Origin of the sequence: Chlamydia psittaci 6BC (genome assembly GCF_000204255.1) — a bacterium.
Lineage (GTDB): Bacteria > Chlamydiota > Chlamydiia > Chlamydiales > Chlamydiaceae > Chlamydia > Chlamydia psittaci.
In genome coordinates, this window is the sequence record NC_017287.1 from 585,482 (window position 1) to 607,982 (window position 22,501).

The window sequence follows — 22,501 nt, forward strand, 5'->3', positions numbered from 1 at the left end:
CTAACTAAACGCATATAATATAGAGTTAATCGCAATTAAAAGAGTTAAAACTTTTTATTTGACTAAAAAGTAAGACTTATCCGACAAAATCAAGTTCTTCTGAGGCATCTTCAAATGAATCTTCATGTTCATCGCTGCCAGAAGAAGAGGGATGCGTTTCATTTTGAAGTTCGGCCCTCTCACTCATAGGTTGAGGGAAGGTAATAGCCGGTAAGCAATCAGCCGGTGGCAAGCAATCAAACTGATCATAAGTCGTGGAAGGCGTGGTGAAAAATCGTGAGATTGAAGAGATTGATGAAGCAATAGTAGGGAACCAGGTCGAAGCTACTTCTTCATTAGATTGAGAACTTGGCATAGCTTCTAAAGTAGAAATACGATTTTGAAGATAACTAATTTTGAGATTCTGTGCAGTAATCTGAGTTTGTAAATCCATATTCCTTTGATTTGCTTGTTCTAAATGACTCTCTAATAGAGTTGAACAAGATTTTGCACTTTCTACAACTTGTTCTGAAAGCTCTTTTTCGGACTTTCGTGCTATCTGTTCATGCTGCATCAAATAGAAATGAGAGATCCCTTGAGCACTCAAGCTGAAGGCACGTATATCCTGAATTCCTCCAACAAATAAAGCGGCTCCTGTAATGCCCAAACCTAGACTGATACCGGGGCGGAACCACGTAGTTAAAAGAAGTTGAGAAATTACAGCGCCAACTATACAGCCTATACCAAGAACGATTTTCACCATTGCGATGACTGTTCTTGTTTTCCCCATAGAGTGTACTCTACTGTATGTTAAAATATCTAATGAAGAGGGGAAGAGAATGGAAAGAATGGGATCCGTATTCTTTTCTTGGGGACGAGGTAATCCATGTTCTCTGAGAACATTTCTAATCTCTAGATAATTTTTCCTCCAGACAGCGTTTTGATAGTAGACTACCTTAAGACAGTACGCGATGGCTGCTGAACCTATAACTATTCCTGCTACGCCTAAAGGGATACTTAGGGCCGAGGTCAGTCCTAAAGGAAGAATCAATACACAAATGCCAACTATAAGAAGAATGATTCCTAAGGCAAGAGCTACAATAACTGCGAGAAAAGTTTGTCGCTCGTTTTTAATGAAGTTAACATTATTTGCTAATATGGAAATAGTTTTAACTTCATTATCTGAGTTTTTAAATTGAATTTCAGGAGCAACAAGCATAAGTTTAAGAAAAAATACGAAAAACAATCATGTTACCACCTTATTATAAATGATGTAAATCTAATTTTATTTACAAAACAAATGAAGATTAGTTTGAGTATTCTAATAAACACAACAAATTAACATGATATTCTTTTTTTTAAACGATAGCTAAAGCTTTTTTGCGATTACCTATGTTTGGACTTAGTTAGAGGAGAAACTATACGATTGTCTCTTATGATGAGAAAAAATGATGTCCACAGCTTCCTCTGATGAGTCTACTAGGTATAAATGTCCCGGACATGTATGCGTATAATGTAAGTTTTTCATCCACTCTACTAAAGGCCCCCAAAATTGCATGCCTACAAGAACGACAGGATGAGGAACTTCTAGGTATCTAAAGTGGTCTAGGGCAAAAAAACATTCACTTACGGTACCTAGTCCTCCAGGAAACACTACACATCCAGAAGCTTTGCCAACCATGCCTTCTAAACGATGAGAGATATGGGAAACCTGTAAATAGTTTTCTTTGGGTATGTGATCATTCAATTCCTCACCCTTTAAGATAAATCCTAGAGATGCCCCCCCAGCTCGTACAGCACCAGCATTAGCAGCTTCCATAATCCCTGGACCTGCTCCAGTAACCACAGCGTACCCATTCTTAACTAATAGATATCCTATATTCTGAGCTTTTTTATAATGTTCATCTGTAGGACAGAATCCGCCAGCCACCACTATCCAGGGGCCATGATCTTGATGAAATTGTGTAGCGGAAATAATCTGCTCACAATCGTGTATATCCTGAGGTTCCCAATTTTGAGAGGAACCAAAAGTGGGGGAAATACACATCAATAATGTGAAATAAAAATAAAGAAATCGCATTCTACAAAACTAATTTTATCAATAAATGCATTATTATACACAATCTCAACTATTTTTAATTAGCAAATACTATAAAGATAGGGCAGGGGAAATTTAGTTTTTAAACTTTACACTATTTTAATTATACGCTAGCTTGTATCTCTATCCTCATTTTAAGACATGCATTTGTTATCTATAGACTTGAGCAGTTAAAAATGTTTTCCTTTCAGATAAAGTATTTCCAACAATTATTAAACATAAAATACGCTGTATTTTCGGCCGTATTTCTTGCTGCAACTACGGTATTCGCTCTAACCTTCCCTGAGATAGCTTCAGGATTCAGTGAGAAAGGATTTTCAACTGTACTCATAGGTGGCTGTGCTTTTCTATGTGCTAGAACTGTAGGCATACTGGTAAACCAGATTATTGATCGTGACATTGATAAGAAAAACCCTAGAACAACTTCTAGAGTATTACCCGCTAAAAAATTATCGATACATTTTGTTTTCTTAACCACGGTACTTGCATCCTTATTTTTTCTAGTTCCCTGTACATTTTTAAGTAAGGAATGCTCCTGGCTAGCCTTATTGGCTATTCTACTTATGATTATTTATGCCTATGCAAAACGTTTTACCTATTTGTGTCATTGGATCTTAGGTCTTATTTATTACCTTGCGATTCTTATGAATTTCTATGCTTTATCTTCAAAACCTCTCTCTTTAAAAATGTTTATCATAGCCTCCCTATGGGGAATAACAGCTGCTATGATTATTGCTGCTAATGACATTATCTATGCGATTCAAGATTTCGAGTTTGATAGGAGAGAAAAGCTCTATAGTATTCCTGCATGTTTTGGGAAGGCAAAGGCTGTTCGTATTGCTTCAGTATGTTTACTGCTAAGTTTGCTATCTTATATAGCCATGGCCGTGCTGGCATCTTTTAGTAAATTAGGGCTTATACTGTCGCTATTACCTGTATTAGTTATTGGGAAGACCATCAAAATCTATTACGCATTGGATAAGAATCATGTTAATCTTGAGAGATGTTTTTTTAGGGGAAACATCTACCTTGCTTTATCCTTTTTTATCGTCATGGTAAGTTTATTAATTTCATAATAGATGGATACGAATGAAACGTTATATCGTAGGCATTTCAGGAGCTTCAGGAATAGTATTAGCCGTCAAACTCATACAAGAACTATCTAAAATGCAACATGATGTTGAGGTAATTCTTTCTACAGCAGCAATGAAAACGCTCTATTATGAATTAGATACCTCTTCTTTGCTGTCTTTAATCCCTGAAGAAAGTCATCGGTATATTCACCAACATAATATCAAGTCTATAGAAAGCAAATTGGCCTCTGGATCCTATCATGTCGATGGGACTGTTATCGTGCCATGTAGTATGGCTACAGTAGCAGCTATTTCAATCGGCTTAGGAGATAACCTTTTACGAAGAGTTGCAGATGTAGCCTTAAAGGAACGAAGGAAGCTGATCTTAGTTCCTAGAGAGAGTCCGTTACACTCCATCCATTTAGAAAACTTATTAAAATTATCGCAAAATGGAGCGATAATCTTACTGCCAATGCCCATGTGGTACTTCAAACCACAAACTATTGAAGATATTAATAACGATATCGTTGGAAAAATTCTCTCTTTGCTAGATATAGAGAGCAATTTAGAAAAGGTTTGGACCAATCCAGCTTAATTGGTACGTTTACCATTGATTACTTCATGAAGATTTTCAATAGCGATAAAAGCATAGGGATCTTCTCTGTGGACAATTTCTTTAAGTTGTGAAAGCTGTAAACGCTCTACAACAATATAAAGAATGTTTCTAGGCTCTCCAGAATAGCCACCTTCAGCTTGAATATAGGTAAGACCCACTCCCAAGTTTTCCATAAGGATTTGGCCGAGTTTCCTTGGAGAGGAGGTGATAATGGTCACAGATTTCGTATCTTCGAGACCTAGAATGACCATATCCATAACTTTCGTTGCGATGCCGTAAGTTAAGAAGGATACGAATGCCGTATGCCAATTCTGATAGACAATACCTGCCAAGGCAAAGATAAAAAAGTTAGCAAAAAGAATAACCTGACCAACGGTGTATCCTCTTTTTTTATTTATGATGATACCTAGAATCTCGGTACCATCCGTAGATCCTCCATGACGGATGATCAAACCACAACCTACCCCTATAACAGCTCCACCGAAAACTACTGTTTCCATTTCGGACCCTTTAAACACTATAGGGCTAAAACCAAACCATAAAGGTAAGGAATCAATAAGCCATAGGGCACAGGAAAAGATGATCACAGCAGTCATCATCTGAATGACAAAATACTTACCAATCTGTTTAAAGGCTAAAATGACAAAGGGCAGATTGAAGAGTATTAAGCAAAACGGCAAATATTTATGACCAAAGAAATGAGAGGCAATAAGAGATAAACCGACGATACCACCATCGATAAGTTCATTTGGAACTAGAACCATTTGAACTCCACAGGCAGCTAAAAATCCTCCAAGAATAAACCAGCTTAGGGTCTTGGAAAAGTACAGAGGAAAGCTAAACTTCGTTAAACGAGTTCCGTGGGGCATTTTCAACCTCTGATTGTATGTTCGCGAGAGACGGGGCTTGAACCCGCAACTTCCGCCTTGACAGGGCGGTGCTCTAACCAATTGAACTACTCCCGCAAATGGACACGACAGGATTTGAACCTATGACCCCCTGTGTGTAAGACAGGTGCTCTAACCGCTGAGCTACGCATCCAAACAAGATTAGGTGCATAAGTTAGCAGAAGAAATAGTTTAATCACAACCATTTTTACTCTAACAATTAATAAAGCTTGTTGTTGCAAGTAAAAGTTCGAGAAAGACACACCCTAAGATGTTTCCCACAGCGTTTCTGATTTTTAGAAAATGCTAAGATACACAGACCGTGGTCTGTCGCACGTTTCTTTGTTTCTTTAGAGGAAATAGTTATAAATTTAAAAAAAGAGCTAGAAGAACAACAGCGTATCCCTAAAAAAAATTCTCATGTTTTTAGAGTAAACTAGAACTGTATTGTAGAGGATTCAAGAATCTATGGAAGAGATCGGTAGAGAGAATGTTCTACCGATTTTCTAATTAGGAATACCCAAGAGGTGGGATCAGTTTAATCAAAGAGTGTAACACCTGATTCAGAGCTCATAAAATTATCAAAGTCTTCTTGTAACTGTTGGAACTCAGCTTCGCTAGTTAAAGCTAGAGGAGAATTTCTTACGAGCAAAGGAACCACGGATATGTAATTTTCCAAAAGAGTTCGACACTCATCGGAAATATCTTCATCTATAACTATTTGACAATCACTTAAAGAAAAGAACTTGCGTTTCCCATCATCAACTAAAAGTCTGGGAATACCGCAGGCATATTCTTTTCCTGTAGTCACAAGTCGCATGCCTTTCCACTCTTCGTTATGTTCGCTAGCAGGGAAATTTACATTAAAGCCCGATAAAATCGGGAGAGGGTTCGATAGAGCATACAAGGAGAGTCTTTTTAGTATCTCAGGGGCATGTTCTTCCTGAAAGAAAGAAATGTGTTGTTCTTGAGAAAAAGCTATGGAGGGGACACCTGATAAAATGGCTTCCATAGCAGCTCCAGCAGTTCCAGAATAAAAGATATTTCTTCCTGCATTAGATCCATGATTGATTCCAGATAGTACAAGATCAGGCAAATCATTACGGAATAAATCTCCCAAAGCGAGCTTAACGCAGTCTACTGGGCTACCGGAAACTGCCCAAGCCCCAGCAACAGGCTGAGGATAGTCCACCTTTTCTATAGAGACGGGTTGTGTATAAGAAAAAGACATGCTTTTCCCTGACTGTTCCGTAGTAGGAGCAACTATATAGAGATCAGCAAAGTCTGCTTTTAATAAATTTGCAACTAAAAGACTCATCCCTTTAGCGGAAATGCCGTCATCATTAGTTAACAAAATCTTTAATCTTTTGTGCATAAAATTACCGAAAAAAAATAAATCTTACTATAATTAAAATAGTAAGACTAATCTATAAAAATATGTTTAATTAGTTTTATTTTTTTGAGCTTTTGACAATCCATGTTGTTCAATAGCTAAAGCAATATTATGTCTTGCTTGAGGAAAAACATCTTCTAGTAACTTTAATGCTTCTTCTGTTTTTGTTCTTAAAGATACAACTGGGCAACGACAAGTAACTCGAGAAAATCCACTTTCCTTAGCGAATTTTCTTATCCAAGATTCCGGGGTAAGTATTAAAGGGCGTAAGATAGTAATACCGAAATGGACCATATCTAAAACCGGTAACATTCCAGCAAATTCTGCTTTATGTAAGAGATTCATCAAAGCTGTTTGGACTACGTCATCACGATGATGACCAAAAGCTACGGCAGTAGCTCCCACATCTTTTGCTGCTTGGAATAGTAAACGTCTTCTAACTTGAGAACATGAATAACACTCTGGAACTTCAGGGTCATAGGGAGAGGTTATCGAACTATAGGGGACGTGAATTTTATCACAAATATTAGCTAAATACTGCTTGCTTACTTCTGAACCGCAAGAATATTTCCCTCCGATATTCACAGCGTAAAGATCAAGCTTTGGGAAACCTCTACCAGAAATCGCTTTAAGCATTAAAAGCAAAGAAAGGCTGTCTTTGCCTCCGCTAAGAGCTATAACAATCTTAGCGTGATTTTCCAACATAGAGTAGGTATACAAAGCCTTACGCACTAGGCTTTCTATACGTTTACCAGATTTCGTCCACGGGGGATGTAAGTGTAGAATAGACATGGGGAAATAGTAAAAGGATAGAATAAAGCTTGCAATACAATATTAGTTTTTATGAAAACTTGTAATTGGTTTTTATCCTTAGCTTATTTAAACTTTCCTTTAAAAGCCTTGCTTTGAGAAGAATTGTATGACAAAAAAAGTTAACAGAAATGATCCATGCCCATGCGGTTCTAATAAGAAATATAAGCAATGTTGCCTTAAGAAAGATAGTCAACCAGCACGCTATACTTCAGAAGGCAAGTTCAAATTTTCTGCGGAAGTTGTAAATTCGAGTGCTGCAGACAATAGTTGCACGCAGTTGTTCCAACGTCTTTCTGGAAGCATCACATCTGAACAAAAGCAAGCGGTTGATACGTATTACGAAATTACGAAAAATAAAACTCCTATTGGAAAGAAAACCATTAAAAAAGTTCAATCTAAAGAAGATCGTTTGATTTCTGAACAATTGAAGAAACATAACTTCCAAGTTATGGATACAAGCTTGTCTGTAGATCCTTCCGGTAGAGGAGAAAATTTTGTTACGGAAGAGTTTATTCCCACCCAAGAAGATTACCGTATTTCAGAAAATACTGATTCTGACTTGGAAGAAAATAACCAATAGCGTATAAATTGACTTCCTATTGGTTAATTAAAGTTTTCTCTTCAAGCAATAGGGTTCCTGATTTTTCGCTGGAGTAGCTCAATTGGCAGAGCATTCGATTTGTAATCGAACGGTTGAGGGTTCAAGTCCTTTCTCCAGCATTCTCTGGGGGTGTCGCATAGCGGTCAATTGCATCGGACTGTAAATCCGACTCCTTACGGATACGTTGGTTCAAATCCAGCCGCCCCCAAGATTTTCTTTATTTCTCTTCTTTCTTTTTCGTTATTATTTTTTATTTATCAGATATAATTAATTTTACCAGAATTAAATTAAACATATTAAAAATTGACCTATAATTTATTATCTGATTTTTATTAGAAAAAAAATCGGAATAATAAATGACTATTTCTAATAATAACACTAATGATTGTTATTTTTCTATAGATTCGACTTTTGAAGGTGATGTTGCTGCTGGGAATGTACAAACCAACGACGTCACATCTCAAAGTATAGAATCCACGAGTAGCTTAGTTGTAAATCCTCCTGGAACCTCGACTTTTTCAGGAACAATCAATGTAGAAGGACTTACTTCAGCTAACGACCTTAATATAACTGGCAACAATGTATATATAAATTTGAACGGCAACAGATTGAGTAACGTTGCTAGACCTATAGACCAGTCCTCTCCAGTACCGGCAAATTATATACGTTCTCCTGAGTACTTTTTCTGCTCACTCAATGAGTTTGGAAGGATCAACATTAATACACAGCAACCCGTTCCCATTCTCGGCACCGATAGGCTGGTCTACCAATCGCAAAATATTTTTTCCCACATACGCTTTGTAGATTACTCCTATAGAGATTCAAAAGTCACGTATCCAGGATCCCACTGGGTACAATTATTAAGCAAAGGTATCTACATGATCGATTACGGCATTAATAAACGCTGGGGATGGAATAATGGCTGGGGAGGCGACGTGCATCTGAAAAATGCTTCAGGCACCATTTATAGCAGCAATACTATCTATAGTGGGGGAGGATACTCTGGATTTGCAAGTTTATCTACAGCTTTTCGTGTCTCTAATCTAGCTAAAGATCCGAACGGCACTATAACAAATGATCCAAAAGACAGCATAAAAGAAAATTTATTCTGCGCACAGCTAACAAGTAATGGGGCAGTTTTAAGCGCTTTTTATTTTGGAATCATTTTCTACCCAAACCAAGGGGAATAGCTATGGATGATAAAGACAAAACTATTTCTAGATTCACATCAGATAATCCTAATAATCAAACTAGAGAAACTGATTTCGATGCGACAGGAGTTAAAGACCAAAACCTCTACCTAGAGAATGCTACGTTAAACATTGATGGCAATTTAAATATCGAAGATGATTTTGATGCTGAGACATTAATTGTAACAAAGGACGTAAATGCAAACTGTGATTTCTTTGCTGGTAGTGAACTCTCAGGAAACAATGGGTTTTCTTTGCGTGAGACGGTTTTAAATGGGGACATCAGCATTAACGCCTCTCAAAGTTCGAGTATTGGGAATATCTCAGACCCTCTTTCTCAACGCGACGCTTTAACATTCAACTACTATAAAAAAAGCTCCGTACAAGCCTATACCTGTATGTTAGACCATCGCGGTACATATAACATTCCTGCACATTCTATTTTAGATTTAAAAAGCGGAACTTCAAAAGATATTGAAAATTACACATCGATGTATCGCAACTACTTCTATGTGGAGGGTAAAGATCTTGTGATTAAAACTCCAGGAATCTACCAGGTCACTTTTGAAATCACTAGAATGGGAGGGCAACACTCAGGAAATGATGAAGTGAATTTATTTTTAAGGCTGGATCAAGGCAGTCAATTCGAAAACTTGTGCACAGCAGACACTCGAGGCCATTATCCTACAGATAGGACATCCACGGCCTTGTATGCAATTTTCTCTGTTTCAGATATCTCTTCACAACCTACCGTCAGAGTCTATACACATGCTCATATACAAAGTATGTTTTCTACGATAAGTGTGATTTGGTTCCCATTTGCAGCAAGATTTCCCGAGGAGGATTAAACTATGTCAACACCTAAAACTAATATTAGTTTACCCACATTTGTTCGTTTTAATATCTACTCTAAGGATCTATCTGAAGAGAAAAAAAAACGTGCTATAACGGTATCGAAAGCAATAACAGCCAAAAACACTAACCTTCAAAATCTAACTTGTACAAACGGGAACCTCAATTGCAAGCAGGACCTATTTGTTAGTGGGAACATGAAGATTAATACAGGGACGAATAACCAAACAAACTTCTTTGGTAGGGTAAACCTGAGCAATCATACAATCTTATGCGACCAACAACCACATACCACTAATATTCAAAAATTGCCGCAACAATATGTCCCTTATCATGTTTTTCAAAGTAATAAAACTGCAGTTTCTATGCGTTCTGCTGTTTCTGGAGGACATGTAGGCCGCGGGGACGTAAAACGTGGTGTGTGGATTCCTTGGGATAAATTTGAAACTAAAATTGAACAACAAGAGAATTCCCAGGTGTATGTAGGCAAAGGTGTCAACTCTTGTTATCTGAATTTTCATGCAACCCCAGAAAATCCTAAACTTTTCCGTATTAGTATCATTATGTCAAAGCACGGTGGTTGGTTGGATAACGGAATAGGAGGAGAGTGTATATTAGTCGCGGTTGTTAATGGCAAAGAGACACTTTTACAAGGATCTACGTGTTCAGGAACAAGTTACTACAGGCCTAAACCTATGGAATGGATTGCCACCACATTTCTGGCAAGAAATAGAGGGTATTTCATACTGAAAAACTTATCGTATGCTTGGAGGGTAGCTTCATTTTCTTGGAACGTAGTGCAGCTGCCTTATTTTGAATGAATATACTCAACTTTTGCCCGGGAATTATTCTCCGGGCACTTTGTTCACAACACGACCTACCAAGTCATAACCTACATATCCCGTGATTTCGATGAGATAACGTTCTCCAAATCCCGAAACTAAACGCGCTTCATTCACGATAATACAAGGATCTACTTCTGGAGCCTGACCATAAAAACGAGCTGTGAGTAAAAGTTCACTATCTGGATGGTAGCCATCAATAACAGCTTCCACAGTTTTCCCTACAAACTGCTTATTATGTTTCTCAACATTTTTCTTCTGTGTTTGAGAGAGGATCTTTAATCTTTTTGATTTTACGCTCTGAGGGATTTGGTAGGGCATTTCAGCAGCTAAAGAACCTTTTTCTTGAGAATAAGAAAAGATACCTAAATTATCGATCCATCCTTCTCCAACAAAATCGACGAGCTCCTGAAATTCTTCATCAGTTTCTCCTGGGAAGCCAACAATCAATGACGAACGAATATAGACATGGGGAATGCGTGTACGCAACTTTGTTAATAAGTCTAAAATTTGTTCTCTAGATGTTGTTCTTAACATCTTTTTTAATATCCGATTATTGATGTGTTGAAGAGGAATATCAACATAAGGGAGTAGGCGACGATCTTTTTCCATCAGATCAATAATGGTATCATCTACTTCATCAGGATACAAATAGAGCATTCTAATCCAATAGTCTCCCGGCTCCTTAAGCATCTCTCTTAATACACTATGTAAGCAAGATTTGCGATCCTTAGACAGATCTTTACCATAGTCACCCAAATCTTGAGCAATGAGAATGACTTCTTTAACGCCCATTTTTAACAATAAGCGAAATTCTTTAATCACCTGCTCTAAAGGTTTACTTCTTAATCCTCCCTTAATGGTAGGAATAATACAGAAGGCACAGCGCTTACGACACCCCTCAGCTATTTTCAAATAGGCATAATGCTTCGGTGTGGATAATTTTCTAGGTACTTCCCCCATTTCTAAATAACTTTTAGAAGATAACTTTTCTCCACTTTCCTTAGACTCTATAGCAGATAAGATATGTTCCACATCTCCAGAACCTAAAACATAGTGTACATAGGGGAGCCAAGGCTTTAACTCTTCTTTATGCTTAGAAACCATGCAACCAGTTAATATAATCTTGGCAGTTTCTTTCTTCTTATCGATTATTCGTTGAAGATAATCCGTAGATTCATCTCGAGCAGCTTTTAAAAACCCACAAGTATTCAAAATCAAATAATCCGCTTCTTGCAGGAGTTCGGTAGCTTCATAACCAGCTTTTAATAAAATTCCGAGCATTACCTCACTATCTACAAGGTTCCTTGAGCAGCCTAAACTAATAAAATGAATTTTATTTTTTGAGGTTGCCCCTTTAAAAAAAAACTGTTCTTTAGTTGACATGAAGATTCTCTTGTAATTATGGGGAAGTTTTCTTGATTCTTTTTGAAAATAAATATAGTATCATAAGCGATTTATCATTTTCTTGAAAGGATTCATCAATGGCTAGTAAGAACCGTGAAATCATTAAATTAAAAAGTTCTGAAAGTTCCGATATGTACTGGACTGTTAAAAATAAAAGAAAAACAACAGGTCGACTAGAACTCAAAAAATATGATAGAAAACTGCGTAGACACGTAATTTTCAAAGAAGCTAAGTAAAAAGATTTAATTTACCTGCTAGCTTCTATTTCAAGTTGTTGAGTGGGTCATGAAATTAGAACTTCTAATTGCTTTTAAGTATCTAATACCAAGAAGAAAAAGATTATCTTCTGCCATTGTTTCTATATTTTCAATAGGCATTATTTCTTTAGTCACTTGGTTATCCATTGTTTTCATTTCTGTTATCTATGGTTTAGAACAACGTTGGATTCATGATCTTTCCCAGCTTCATTCTCCAGTAAAAATCGTTCCTTCATCTGTTTATTATGATTCCTATTACTATCAAATAGACAGACATGCTGACCTTTCTTTGTATACAACAAAGACAATAGGAGAAAAGCTCGCTTCCTCTCTTATAGATCCCTATGATCCAAATTTGGACTACTCTTTACCAGAAAACTTCCCTCTACCAGATCAAACTTCAGATGGGAAATTAAAGGATCCTGTAAAAATTGCTTTTGAAGTTCTTAATCCCTATCTAGGGCAAAATCACGCCCAACTTTTAGAGTTTGAAGAGGGCATTGGTTATGTACAGATGGAAAGGATGGTCGATCCTAACAAAACAGAATCGCGAACATTTTCTCAATTTATTGCCTATCCTTCTGATGAAGTGTATCAAAATCGCGTGCTTCCCTATGAACAAACAGATTATAGTTCCGAGATTTTAAACCCTTTTAATAGCTCTTCCGAAGGTTGGGAACAAGATTTTATACATTTGCAAAATACCTACCGAGGAGCTTCGATCATCTTACCTGTAAATTATCGCGATATGGGGTATCGCGTAGGAGATAAGGGGGGGATCAGTATTTTCTCCCCAGAAACTCAGAAAGAGATCAAACATCCTGTATATGTCATAGGCTTCTATAATCCTGGCTTATCTCCCATGGGAAGTAAAATTGTATTCATTGATATGGATCTAGCTTCTCAAATACGTTCAGAATCTACGGGAATCGGCATGCATAATGGCTTACATGTCTTCTTTCCAAACACTAAACTGATCACACCAATTAAACAGCAAATTGAAGCTATCTTAAGTCAAGCCGGTATACAGGAATATTGGGAAGTATCTTCTCTCTATGATTATCAATATTTCAAGCCTATTTTAGATCAACTACGTAGTGATCAAGTTCTATTTCTCTTGATCTCCATTATTATCCTGATCGTTGCTTGTTCCAATGTTGTAACTATGTCTATCCTCTTAGTAAATAATAAGAAGAAAGAAATAGGAATTCTTAAAGCTATGGGGACTTCTTCTCGTAGCTTAAAGGCTATTTTTGGTTTTTGTGGAGCATTCTCTGGAGGTATTGGTGTTGTTTTTGGAACAGCTTTGGCTGTTTTAACAATGAAAAATCTCTCAATAATTACTCAAGGCTTAAGTTACTTACAAGGCAGAGAAGCGTTTAACTCTACTTTCTTCGGTCAAGGTCTTCCTCAAGAAATACATGTGCCGACTATTTTCATACTCGGTTTAGGCACTTTAGTGTTAGCTGCTATTTCTGGATTATTACCAGCAAGAAAAGTCGCTAAAATGCATGTCTCTGACATTTTAAAAGCGGAATAGTTATGCCTCCTCTTATTCAAGCAAAAAATCTGTCTAAGGTTGTTCTACAAAGCAATCAAGATATCGAAATATTACGTAATGTGAACTTTAGCTTATATCCTGGGGAGGTAGTTGCGATTACAGGCGCTTCAGGAAACGGGAAAAGCACGCTCCTTCATCTATTAGGCACACTAGATACACCGTCATCAGGAGAGCTCCTATTCCTAGGGAAAAGAAAAGAACACTACAATTTATCAGCATTTAGAAACCAACATATCGGTTTTATTTTTCAAAACTTCTACCTATTAGAAGATGATACTGTAATCAATAATGTGTTAATGCCTGCAAGCATTGCACGACAAAATATCGCTAAAGGATCTCCTGCATTTAAAAAAGCTCTCGAACTCATAGACTCTGTCGGCTTATCTCATAGAACGCACTCTCGCTGTTGCAACCTATCAGGAGGAGAAAAACAACGAGTCGCAATCGCAAGAGCACTGATAAACAATCCCGCAATTTTACTAGCTGATGAACCTTCGGGCAATTTGGACAATCAAACCTCTGAATACATCCATCAACTGCTTCTATCTCAATCTCATGATTCACGTGGAGTGCTTATTGTAACCCATAATAAGCAACTCGCACGTCAATGTCATCGTGAAGGGGTTTTACAAAATGGAGAACTGATTTTCTAAGATAGCGTCGTTTTGATTCCCGTAGCAAAGTCTAAAGTATATCTAGGCAAACGCTCTAAAACTTCCTGTTCCAGTAAATCCATGGACCCGTGATAGCGCGCTTGTCTAGTAAAATAATTCATCAGCCTATCCTCAGGATTACGTATTCCTTGATTCAAAAGAGTTTCCTTATCCAAACCCAGAGCACGAATATCCTGCCACGTGGTAAGAGAAATCATAGGTTCATATAAATGATGTTTCTCATCTGAAACTTCTCCAAGGCAGGGGACAGCAAATTTTCGTATTCTTTGTTTATTCCCATCAAGAGCACAGAAATACCCCCAATCATCAGGACTCACACAGCGCACCAAATTTAATTGCTCCCAACAAATTCCATGTGTACAGATTTCTAACAGGGTATTTTGCATTTCTGAAAGGAATCTTGCGTCATCAACCACGGCATTCTCATCATGCTCTCTCTTTAGTTCCAAACAATCTTCCGCCACTCTCTGCTTTTCTGCAGATAATTCCTCATTGTTCCAATCGTTATTTTGAACATGAAAAGAAAATTTCTCGTAATCCTCCTTAGATACCGTCTGAGCAAGAAGATAGACATTTTCCGAAAAAATGGTTCCAGCATTATGACAGCATCCGGATGTTCCTAACCAATATGAAGCAATTTCTTCATAAGATGCCCCTGTAATAAAGTCTCTCTCAGGAATTTCTGAGGCTGATTGTATAAACTTTCTTAACCAATACAATGGACAATGTTGAATCAAGACTAAGTCTAAAGAAGCAAGATCGATTTGTTCTAGACTATCTACAAACTCTGAAATACCATGTTTATTCAATGCTATTTTTAATTTTTGAGTGAATCTACCTAAATAGTTATGAAAAGACATGTCCCTATCGAGGCTAGCCTGTTCTAAAGCATCGAGAAGTAGTCGTATCTCTTGAATAGTAAGTTGCTTTTTCTCAATAAAATCATAAAAAACAGGAGGATATGTATCCTTAAATGTTTCTTTAAGTCCTTTAGGGAGGTTGGATCTCAAATAGTTTGTTAGAATTGCAAAAACAAATAAAGCCAAAGCAATACTGCCAAAAATCCCAACCCAAATAAATCCTATAGGATTGGACATGATAATCGCTGGAATTAGAGCCAGTAGCAAACTGATAGAAGAAATAACAGCCATAACTATGGCTATAGTCATACGATCTTGAACTCGCTTATCAAACGAATAGGAAGCATGACAACGGCAATCGTTTTTAAAAAGGGAATGTAAAATAATTTCTGGCATAAAAAACACCCTAAAACGCGCTAGTTTTGATCTTGGAAATTATGATTAAGCTTATGAATTAGAGTTAAAAAACCCTATAACGAGACATCTGTAAACACACGCATTGAATTCAAAGTGTGTTTCCTATCCGAGGATTATAACAATCAAACAGTTCTACTAAAAACTTTATTGCAATAATGAGTTTTTAGTTCTTATGAAATTGTAAATAAGATTCTTAAAAAATAAAGAGAGAAGAGCAAAAACTCTTTCTGTAAAACAAAAAAAATAAATCTATCTTATTTTACTGTAAAATGTCATTTAATGTGACTAATAAATTGGAGTGAGAAATGCCTCCTTACACTATCACAAGCACATAAAAACAGATTTTATTTTCCTTTGAAAATATGATCTATTTACACTTGGAAATACATCTCTCGATTGCTTTTATTGCTTTTTATTTGGAAAAAAAATTGCACAAATTTATAATTCGTCCTTCTGATAAGGCGGTTATGTTACTATGGAAAAAAGAAAAGACACGAAAACAACCATTGCCAAAGCATCTGAAGCTCAGAACAAGTCTTGGTATGTTATCGATGCTGCAGGTAAAACCTTGGGAAGACTTTCTTCAGAGGTGGCAAAGATCTTGCGCGGTAAGCATAAGGTAACTTACACACCTCACGTAGCTATGGGTGATGGTGTTATCGTTATTAATGCAGAAAAAGTGCATTTGACCGGCGCGAAGAAAGGTCAAAAAATATATCGATATTACACAGGATATATTTCAGGAATGCGTGAAGTTGCTTTTGAAAATATGATAGCAAAAAAGCCCTCTTATATTATCGAGCATGCAATTAAAGGTATGATGCCAAAAACTCGTTTAGGCAAGCGTCAGTTAAAATCCTTAAGAATACTGAAAGGGGATTGTTATCAAGAGTTTAAGTCTCAGAAGCCGATCGTATTAGATGTTTAATTTGGGGTAAATTGTGGTAAAAAATACAATAGAAGAATCAGTAGCTACCGGAAGAAGAAAACAAGCTGTATCTAGCGTTCGCCTTCGTCCTGGAACGGGCAAGATCGATGTAAATGGAAAAGCCTTTGAGGAATACTTTCCATTGGAAATTCAAAGAGTTACTATCCTCTCCCCATTAAAAGTTCTTGGCTATTCCAATGACTTTGATCTAGTGATTCGTATTAACGGTGGTGGAATCCAAGGACAGGTTATTGCGACACGCTTAGGATTGGCTAGAGCTTTATTAAAAAAGAATGTTGATTCTAAACAAGAATTAAAAAGTCACGGTTTCCTTACAAGAGATCCTAGAAAGAAAGAACGTAAGAAATACGGACACAAGAAAGCTCGTAAAAGCTTCCAATTCTCTAAACGTTAGAGTTTGCCGTTATTTTCATCAAAAGCAAGCGAGAGTCTTATCGAATTTCATCGCTTGCTTTTTTTATTTTCGTCTAAAGTACTTTCCTAAAAATTTTCTAGCTAGTTTCTTTTCTAAAAGAAAATCTTTCTTCTTTTTGGCATTCCAAAAAATGCCTTTCCTTCTGCACTCAGAGTATAAAATTTGTCTTTCTTAAACTCTATATCGACGCCTAGAGAGAAAAGAACAACCTTTCCTAAATTTTGAACCGCATGAATCAAATGCGTCGGGTTTTTCTTTAACATTACGTGGGAAATTTGTGTATTCTGATCATTTTTTAAGAAAACAAAACCTCCTGGAGGGAGATCTTCGAAATACTCTACTAGATCACAATCTTTGAACTGATCTCTAGCATTTCTAGGGATACTTAATCCATGTGCTTGAAATAAAATATTTAAAAAACCAGAACAATCTAATCCATAATCTATTAAGGAGTGGTGGAGACATCGTCCTCCCCAAACATACGGAATTCCCAAGAAATTTTCAGATTCTTTCAGCAAAAGATCTATAGAGAACGGTTCATTACAAAAACGCACGTGGCTCACATTACAATAAGGGACTTCCTTATCCAGAGGGAGCTTCATTCTAATTTTCACCTCTTTAGGGAGGGATACTTTCCCTTGAGAATCTATGGCTAATGGAGACCCGTAGGGCAAGGGGATATGCCAAGGTTCTAAAAAAGCATCGAAAGACTTAACGATTGCATTAGGTAAAATATATTGAGATAGAAGAGCAAAAGATGATTGCGAGGATATATTTCTGACTGGATAGGGGCGCCAAAAATCGTGATCACGGATTAATTGCGAGTAGGCATAATAGGAGAGCTTACCAGCAAGTAAGCGCTCTCCAAACAATAACTGCGTCTCCAAATCTCCATGTGCAGATGAAAGATCCGAAACAGATGCATACAGTTGATAATGTTTCATCTTTCCTAACCATAATTAAAGATGTGCCCATATGGAGAATATCTAAAAGTAAAATTAAGCTTTTATGCAAGCTTCAATACTTTGAAAAACGTCATCAGGAGATGCCTCAGAAGGGATACGTGTTAATTTCCCTAGCTCTTGATAATAGTCGACTACAGGAGCTGTTGATTTCTCATAACCCTCAAGTCTCTTATGAATCACCTCTAGAGTATCGTCAGAACGACGAACTAATTTAATTTGACATGTAGGGCACTCACTAAATCCCTGACTTTGATTATACACATATTTACAAGAAGGGCATATGAACCGAGAATGAATCCTACGAATAATCTCTTCATTAGACACATCTAATTGTATGACACGATAATCAGCGTGAGATTGCACAAAAAAATCATTCAAAAGAATGGCTTGATCTAGAGTTCTTGGGAACCCATCAATAATACATCCAGACCGACACTCGGGTTGGTTTAAGGCTTCTTGAACCATACCCCAAACAATTTCATCAGGGACCAGACAACCTTGGTTGATATACTCAGCAGCCTTGATCCCCAAAGGAGAGGCTGACTCTATAGCAGAACGAAATAGTTCTCCTGAACTAATGTGGGGAAGCTTTAACAGATGAGCAAGACGCTGTGATTGTGTGCCTTTGCCCGATCCTGGAGGCCCCATAATAATATAAAAAACATTGTTTAACATAACTACTTGCAAATATTTAATTAAGCCACAGGATATTTAAATATATTTAGAATTTATACTCTATGCTTTAGATAAGCATCTGAAGTCTAAGAAAAATTTTAAAAGTCAAAATCCTAGGAAGAGAATAGAAAAATTCCCACCTATTTCGCAATCGTTAAGCTATAAAATATTAATTAAGTATAACTATATATATTGTGCATATGGTTTAAAACAATTTGAAATAAAGGGGGATTAAAATTATAATTTCTCGTTAATTTCCTTCTTATTAGAATTATAAAACCATGCATCAACCGATTTCTCATCTTTCTCCTAATAACCACATCCTTCATTTTTTCGGTTCTATTACAAGAGAAAAGTCGGCTGTTTATGAAATTTCACTACATAGGCATGGCCCCTTAGAGCATCTAATAAACGGAGGCTCTTCTCAAGACCAAGATATCAATAATTTACTCATTATAAATAATATCACAGCATTTACGCAGACGCTTTTTACTCAACAAAGGCCGGTTCCCGCTGCAGATTTGATTGCGGACTGTTCTATTTGTTTTCCTCGATCTCAAAGTAGTCCCTGTTTAGACTTCTCTGAAAGTCCGCACTGTTTTCTGGTGTTCATTCATGAACTCTGTAGCTTACTTAACAACATCTATCAAAATACATTCGGTAATGTCGTAAGAAGCGTTATCGCAGTTTGTTCCTTGGTAAGGAAGAGTTTCCTTTTCTACCGCAAAGAGAAACAAATTATCTGTTTTCTTAATAAGAATAACAACATTTCACCATTTCAACGGGGTGGGTATATCGCTTCAGCATCGGCGTTATATCATGCAAGAAAAGTCGCCTTATCTTTACTTGCTTGGAAAAGCGTTTCTCTGGTTATAAGCATACTCGCCGTACTCGCATTGATAGTATTTATTGTGGGATGCGTATTTACTTTTCATTCCCATAGTGTTTTTTCTGACGCGTTTTTCATGTCTCCAGCAGCATCTGCTCTTGGATGTGGGGGGCTAACCTTCCTGTTATTAGGTTTGCTGGCATCTTCTTATGAAAATTATAGTAAAAAACAGCGCCAAGCGGCTATAGATTCTATACACCGTTCTCTACTGAGCCTTTATATTAGTGACAACATTCGTGTATCTACCGAAGAGTCAGATCATTTTACTTCCTCGATCGCTAGGAGCTGTTTGAGTCACTACAGTGCACTTTTAGACCCCGTCACTTTCCCACCACACACAGAACCAGAGCATGAAGAATCTTTAGGAATCTTCGATTCCCATGAGATTGAGAGTACCTTCCTTGATTATTCTAGAGAGTTCATGACTTCTCCTGTTCCACCCCCGTATTCAGAGCGACCACCGACATATGAAGAGGTTATGGAAGAAGATAGAAGAAATAGACAAAACAATAATCAGCATACATAAAAATTGAGGTTATACCATGGCGTGCTATTTAACTTTTGGTAAACAAGATCTTAGTGATTTTTCAACCACTACAAAAGCGATGTGCGTAGCTTTTGATCTTATTACTTTCCCTGTGATCTCTGTAGTTATTAGTGTTGTATCTTGGGCTATTTTACTGATCAAAATAGTAGCAAAAACATTAAAATTTCTCGTCCTAGCGACGTGTTGCCGTAACCAAGAAACATCTCTCAGTAAAGTTTTTGGGGAAATAAAAACAGAAATTCTCTCTGAGCATCTCGTTCTTATTCCTTTCATAGGTGCGATTATTCACGGACTAGTGCTTACATATAAATTGGATGAAAATGATTATGCTTCTATTGGCACTTTGGATTCTTTTGTAAGTTTCATGGAAGGTTCTCCTCTCTATCTAGAACATATCGCCCGATGGTAAAGATCTTAAAGAATTAAGAAACTGTAAAGACTCGTAATGGAATAATAATCGTGAGTTAAAACTATAAATAGTCTATAATTCCGCGTTGATTTGTTTAATACGTTTAAGAAATCAAACTTATGTCAGCTAATTCTTTAAATAATAAAGTGGAGTCCACTAATTATGTCAGTTAGTTCCTTAAATAATAAAGTGGGGTCCGCTAATACCGAAGCCCGTTTTGCAATTTTAAATTTTACGGACAAAGGGGGATTAAGCTTCACGAGTTTAGATTCCAGGTCCCATGTTCATAATTTCTTAACACGACACGTGGAAGCAACTTCAGCGTCGATAAATAGTGTAGCTTTATCGGGAGTTCCTCTCTCTCCTGGTGTTGATGCCGAGGCGGAGTCCGCTTTTGCCATTATGACAGCTTCGGAAGCTGTACTCCATTGTATAGAACATGTACTCTGGATCCGTTTCTTATGTGACTTATGTCGAGGAAACACTAGTGGAGGCAGCAATTCAGACTCTATTTTTTCATCCTTTATTTTGGGTATCTTAGCTACTTTAGTTTTAGGAATTTTTGGTGCTTCTTTAGGATCTACTATCTTGAGCTCCATAAAAATCAATAGCGCCTCTAAGGAAATTTTTAGATTGAAACAAACGAATCGAGAGATCTCTTTAGATGTATCTTCATTCCAAGCTAACACTCCAGAAAAAGCGAAAGCAAAAGCTGCTGCTCTTGTTACCCTAGAAGCAAATAAAGAGTTAGCTTCTGCTTATAAAAACTATAGAGCTGCGAAAATTGGTTACTTAGTGTGTGCGATTATTTGCTCCATTGCGTTATTGGCCTTAGCCGCGGGAGCTATACTCGGTATTTTCTTCACAGGACCTTTAGCCACGGCTGCGATCTCTGCAGCAATTATTGGTTCTTGTGCTGCTGGGGGGAGTTTATTGTTTATAAGCTTTGTAAGTTTTGCAATCTCTTCTATTTATATGGCTAAAAAACAAAAAAGTGCTGTTTTACACTTAAATAAAGCAACACTGTACACTATGGTTGCAAATCAAATATCTCTGCATCCTGAAGAGTATCAGCGCAACATCTTTAGCCAGACTGTAGCACAACAATGTCTTGCGAATCAGCAGGCAAAACATATGCCGAGCTACTCAGAGCTCGCCTATGTACAGCAATTGGGTAGTAATAGAGGTCAGCAACCAGCATCATCCCCAAATCATACTACTCCAAGCGCTCCTCCTTATCCTGGTTATGCAGACGCTCCTCCAAGTTATGAAGACGCGATCCGTTCAGGGCAATAACTGCTTCCTGGATTCGTTGACCCTATAGGGTAGGCAAACTAGAGAATGTCTAGTTTGTGGAATGAGGAAATCGAGTCGAAGTCCTTCGAGTCGTAAGTATCAGGGGCAAGAATCCAAAATAGGGGAGTTTTCTCTTGCCCAATGAGCTCTATAGGGTAGGCTTCGCGCTGTTTATCTGAAGGGAAAAAGATACTTCTTACAATATCTTTCTTGTTTTCTCCCTGAACGTAGACAACGATATGCTTTGCCCTATAGGCAAGAGGTAGCGTAAAGGTCATTCTTTCTGTATCCAATTGAGGAACTCTTTGAAAGACGACAAGGCGCTCTTTTTCTTTTAGAGCTTCTGTATTCGGGAATAACGATAAGGTATGTCCATCTTGACCAATACCGAGCATAATCATATCAAAACTTGTATCAGGGACTGTACGTTCTATAATGTCTTGATACTTCTCAGCACCCTCAGGATTTTCGATTTCCATCCGGAAAATTTGTTCTTCCGGAATACGTAAATCCTGAAGAATACTCATTGCTTGGCCGTAATTGCTTTCTGAAGACGTATAAGGAACATTTCTTTCGTCTCCCCAAAATAGAAAGATCTTTGTAGGATCAGAAAGTTTTTCTTTATTTATTACGATGGACTTGAAGATCTCTAAAGGAGTTCTCCCGCCAGAAAGAGCAACATAAAAAGCTCCTCTTTGTTTTATCGACTTATTTGCACTTGCTATCCAATCTTTACTTGCTAGATCAATGAATAGCTCAGTTTTTTTCGTAAGAAGGAGTTTATTTGTGTCATTAAAGTTAACTAATGTTGCCATAATCATCTCAAAATAAAGTTA

General features: G+C 37.2%; 24 protein-coding genes and 4 tRNA genes. 16 read left to right on the top strand and 12 right to left on the bottom strand.

Annotated elements, in window-relative coordinates:
* Nucleotides 1-76: 76 nt before the first annotated feature.
* Both G5O_RS07730 and G5O_RS07735 read right to left on the bottom strand, forming a co-directional pair.
* Complete coding sequence (locus G5O_RS07730) at nt 77-1,198, bottom strand: CPSIT_0556 family inclusion membrane protein (protein WP_006343191.1); 1,122 nt, start codon at nt 1,196-1,198, stop codon at nt 77-79.
* Nucleotides 1,199-1,381: 183 nt separating this feature from the next.
* Entirely contained in the window at nt 1,382-2,026 is a 645-nt protein-coding gene (locus tag G5O_RS07735; RefSeq protein WP_006343192.1) for an LOG family protein, read from the bottom strand.
* A 227-nt stretch (nt 2,027-2,253) separates the two neighbouring features.
* Between G5O_RS07735 and G5O_RS07740 the strand changes: the two genes are divergently transcribed.
* A complete protein-coding gene (locus G5O_RS07740) occupies nt 2,254-3,153 on the top strand; it encodes a UbiA-like polyprenyltransferase (protein WP_006343193.1) in 900 nt (299 codons plus the stop codon).
* Between the two features lie 13 nt (nt 3,154-3,166).
* On the top strand, nt 3,167-3,745 hold the full coding sequence (locus G5O_RS07745) for a flavin prenyltransferase UbiX (protein WP_006343194.1): 579 nt from the start codon (nt 3,167-3,169) through the stop codon (nt 3,743-3,745).
* On the opposite strand, the gene G5O_RS07750 is transcribed toward G5O_RS07745, so the two are convergent.
* The 5 genes from G5O_RS07750 to G5O_RS07770 all read right to left on the bottom strand — a co-directional run bounded on the left by G5O_RS07750 (nt 3,742) and on the right by G5O_RS07770 (nt 6,838).
* The gene (locus G5O_RS07750) at nt 3,742-4,635 is read right to left on the bottom strand and encodes a YitT family protein (RefSeq protein ID WP_006343195.1); all 894 of its coding nucleotides are present in this window, start codon (nt 4,633-4,635) and stop codon (nt 3,742-3,744) included. The two genes, G5O_RS07745 and G5O_RS07750, sit on opposite strands and share 4 nt — an antisense overlap.
* Before the next feature lie 22 nt (nt 4,636-4,657).
* Nucleotides 4,658-4,731 (bottom strand) — tRNA-Asp (locus G5O_RS07755).
* A 3-nt stretch (nt 4,732-4,734) separates the two neighbouring features.
* Nucleotides 4,735-4,807 (bottom strand) — tRNA-Val (locus G5O_RS07760).
* A gap of 384 nt (nt 4,808-5,191) precedes the next feature.
* On the bottom strand, nt 5,192-6,028 hold the full coding sequence (surE, locus tag G5O_RS07765) for a 5'/3'-nucleotidase SurE (RefSeq protein ID WP_006343196.1): 837 nt from the start codon (nt 6,026-6,028) through the stop codon (nt 5,192-5,194).
* A gap of 66 nt (nt 6,029-6,094) precedes the next feature.
* The gene (locus tag G5O_RS07770; RefSeq protein ID WP_006343197.1) at nt 6,095-6,838 is read right to left on the bottom strand and encodes a tRNA 2-thiocytidine biosynthesis TtcA family protein; all 744 of its coding nucleotides are present in this window, start codon (nt 6,836-6,838) and stop codon (nt 6,095-6,097) included.
* Between the two features lie 127 nt (nt 6,839-6,965).
* Between G5O_RS07770 and G5O_RS07775 the strand changes: the two genes are divergently transcribed.
* The 6 genes from G5O_RS07775 (at nt 6,966) to G5O_RS07800 (ending at nt 10,323) form a co-directional block, all read left to right on the top strand.
* A complete protein-coding gene (locus tag G5O_RS07775; RefSeq protein ID WP_006343198.1) occupies nt 6,966-7,439 on the top strand; it encodes a YecA family protein in 474 nt (157 codons plus the stop codon).
* A 67-nt stretch (nt 7,440-7,506) separates the two neighbouring features.
* Nucleotides 7,507-7,579 (top strand) — tRNA-Thr (locus tag G5O_RS07780).
* A 6-nt stretch (nt 7,580-7,585) separates the two neighbouring features.
* A tRNA-Tyr gene (locus G5O_RS07785) sits at nt 7,586-7,668 on the top strand.
* Between the two features lie 148 nt (nt 7,669-7,816).
* A complete protein-coding gene (locus G5O_RS07790; protein WP_006343199.1) occupies nt 7,817-8,650 on the top strand; it encodes a hypothetical protein in 834 nt (277 codons plus the stop codon).
* 2 nt (nt 8,651-8,652) lie between these two features.
* Nucleotides 8,653-9,498: a hypothetical protein gene (locus G5O_RS07795; protein ID WP_006343200.1), complete on the top strand. Its 846-nt coding sequence runs from the start codon at nt 8,653-8,655 to the stop codon at nt 9,496-9,498.
* 3 nt (nt 9,499-9,501) lie between these two features.
* On the top strand, nt 9,502-10,323 hold the full coding sequence (locus G5O_RS07800; RefSeq protein ID WP_006343201.1) for a hypothetical protein: 822 nt from the start codon (nt 9,502-9,504) through the stop codon (nt 10,321-10,323).
* Nucleotides 10,324-10,347: 24 nt separating this feature from the next.
* Here G5O_RS07800 and rimO read toward each other — a convergent pair whose 3' ends face one another.
* Nucleotides 10,348-11,730, bottom strand: coding sequence for a 30S ribosomal protein S12 methylthiotransferase RimO (rimO, locus tag G5O_RS07805; RefSeq protein WP_006343202.1), 1,383 nt, complete (start codon nt 11,728-11,730; stop codon nt 10,348-10,350).
* 98 nt (nt 11,731-11,828) lie between these two features.
* Here rimO and rpmG point away from each other — a divergent pair, with 98 nt between their 5' ends.
* From rpmG to G5O_RS07820, 3 genes are read left to right on the top strand one after another with little or no spacing between them, the layout of a single operon-like run.
* Entirely contained in the window at nt 11,829-11,987 is a 159-nt protein-coding gene (gene rpmG / locus G5O_RS07810; protein WP_006343203.1) for a 50S ribosomal protein L33, read from the top strand.
* A 49-nt stretch (nt 11,988-12,036) separates the two neighbouring features.
* Nucleotides 12,037-13,548 (top strand): ABC transporter permease, encoded by a 1,512-nt coding sequence (locus G5O_RS07815; RefSeq protein WP_006343204.1) that lies wholly within the window; start codon nt 12,037-12,039, stop codon nt 13,546-13,548.
* A 2-nt stretch (nt 13,549-13,550) separates the two neighbouring features.
* Nucleotides 13,551-14,222 carry an ABC transporter ATP-binding protein gene (locus G5O_RS07820; RefSeq protein WP_006343205.1) on the top strand — a complete coding sequence of 224 codons (672 nt, stop codon included), beginning with the start codon at nt 13,551-13,553 and terminating at the stop codon, nt 14,220-14,222.
* On the opposite strand, the gene G5O_RS07825 is transcribed toward G5O_RS07820, so the two are convergent.
* Entirely contained in the window at nt 14,219-15,499 is a 1,281-nt protein-coding gene (locus G5O_RS07825; RefSeq protein WP_006343206.1) for a DUF1389 domain-containing protein, read from the bottom strand. The two genes, G5O_RS07820 and G5O_RS07825, sit on opposite strands and share 4 nt — an antisense overlap.
* A gap of 496 nt (nt 15,500-15,995) precedes the next feature.
* Between G5O_RS07825 and rplM the strand changes: the two genes are divergently transcribed.
* Nucleotides 15,996-16,448, top strand: coding sequence for a 50S ribosomal protein L13 (rplM, locus tag G5O_RS07830; RefSeq protein ID WP_006343207.1), 453 nt, complete (start codon nt 15,996-15,998; stop codon nt 16,446-16,448).
* Between the two features lie 13 nt (nt 16,449-16,461).
* On the top strand, nt 16,462-16,863 hold the full coding sequence (gene rpsI, locus G5O_RS07835) for a 30S ribosomal protein S9 (protein ID WP_006343208.1): 402 nt from the start codon (nt 16,462-16,464) through the stop codon (nt 16,861-16,863).
* A 113-nt stretch (nt 16,864-16,976) separates the two neighbouring features.
* On the opposite strand, the gene G5O_RS07840 is transcribed toward rpsI, so the two are convergent.
* Nucleotides 16,977-17,828 (bottom strand): C40 family peptidase, encoded by an 852-nt coding sequence (locus tag G5O_RS07840; RefSeq protein WP_006343209.1) that lies wholly within the window; start codon nt 17,826-17,828, stop codon nt 16,977-16,979.
* Nucleotides 17,829-17,882: 54 nt separating this feature from the next.
* On the bottom strand, nt 17,883-18,524 hold the full coding sequence (locus tag G5O_RS07845) for an adenylate kinase (protein WP_006343210.1): 642 nt from the start codon (nt 18,522-18,524) through the stop codon (nt 17,883-17,885).
* A 281-nt stretch (nt 18,525-18,805) separates the two neighbouring features.
* Here G5O_RS07845 and garD (G5O_RS07850) point away from each other — a divergent pair, with 281 nt between their 5' ends.
* The 3 genes from garD (G5O_RS07850) to garD (G5O_RS07860) all read left to right on the top strand — a co-directional run bounded on the left by garD (G5O_RS07850) (nt 18,806) and on the right by garD (G5O_RS07860) (nt 21,665).
* Nucleotides 18,806-19,939: an inclusion membrane protein GarD gene (garD, locus tag G5O_RS07850; protein ID WP_006343211.1), complete on the top strand. Its 1,134-nt coding sequence runs from the start codon at nt 18,806-18,808 to the stop codon at nt 19,937-19,939.
* 16 nt (nt 19,940-19,955) lie between these two features.
* Nucleotides 19,956-20,369 (top strand): hypothetical protein, encoded by a 414-nt coding sequence (locus tag G5O_RS07855; protein ID WP_006343212.1) that lies wholly within the window; start codon nt 19,956-19,958, stop codon nt 20,367-20,369.
* Between the two features lie 162 nt (nt 20,370-20,531).
* Nucleotides 20,532-21,665: an inclusion membrane protein GarD gene (gene garD / locus G5O_RS07860; RefSeq protein WP_013462672.1), complete on the top strand. Its 1,134-nt coding sequence runs from the start codon at nt 20,532-20,534 to the stop codon at nt 21,663-21,665.
* A 38-nt stretch (nt 21,666-21,703) separates the two neighbouring features.
* Here the strand turns inward: garD (G5O_RS07860) and pgl are convergent, their stop codons facing one another.
* Nucleotides 21,704-22,480, bottom strand: coding sequence for a 6-phosphogluconolactonase (pgl, locus tag G5O_RS07865; protein WP_006343214.1), 777 nt, complete (start codon nt 22,478-22,480; stop codon nt 21,704-21,706).
* Nucleotides 22,481-22,501 lie beyond the last annotated feature (21 nt).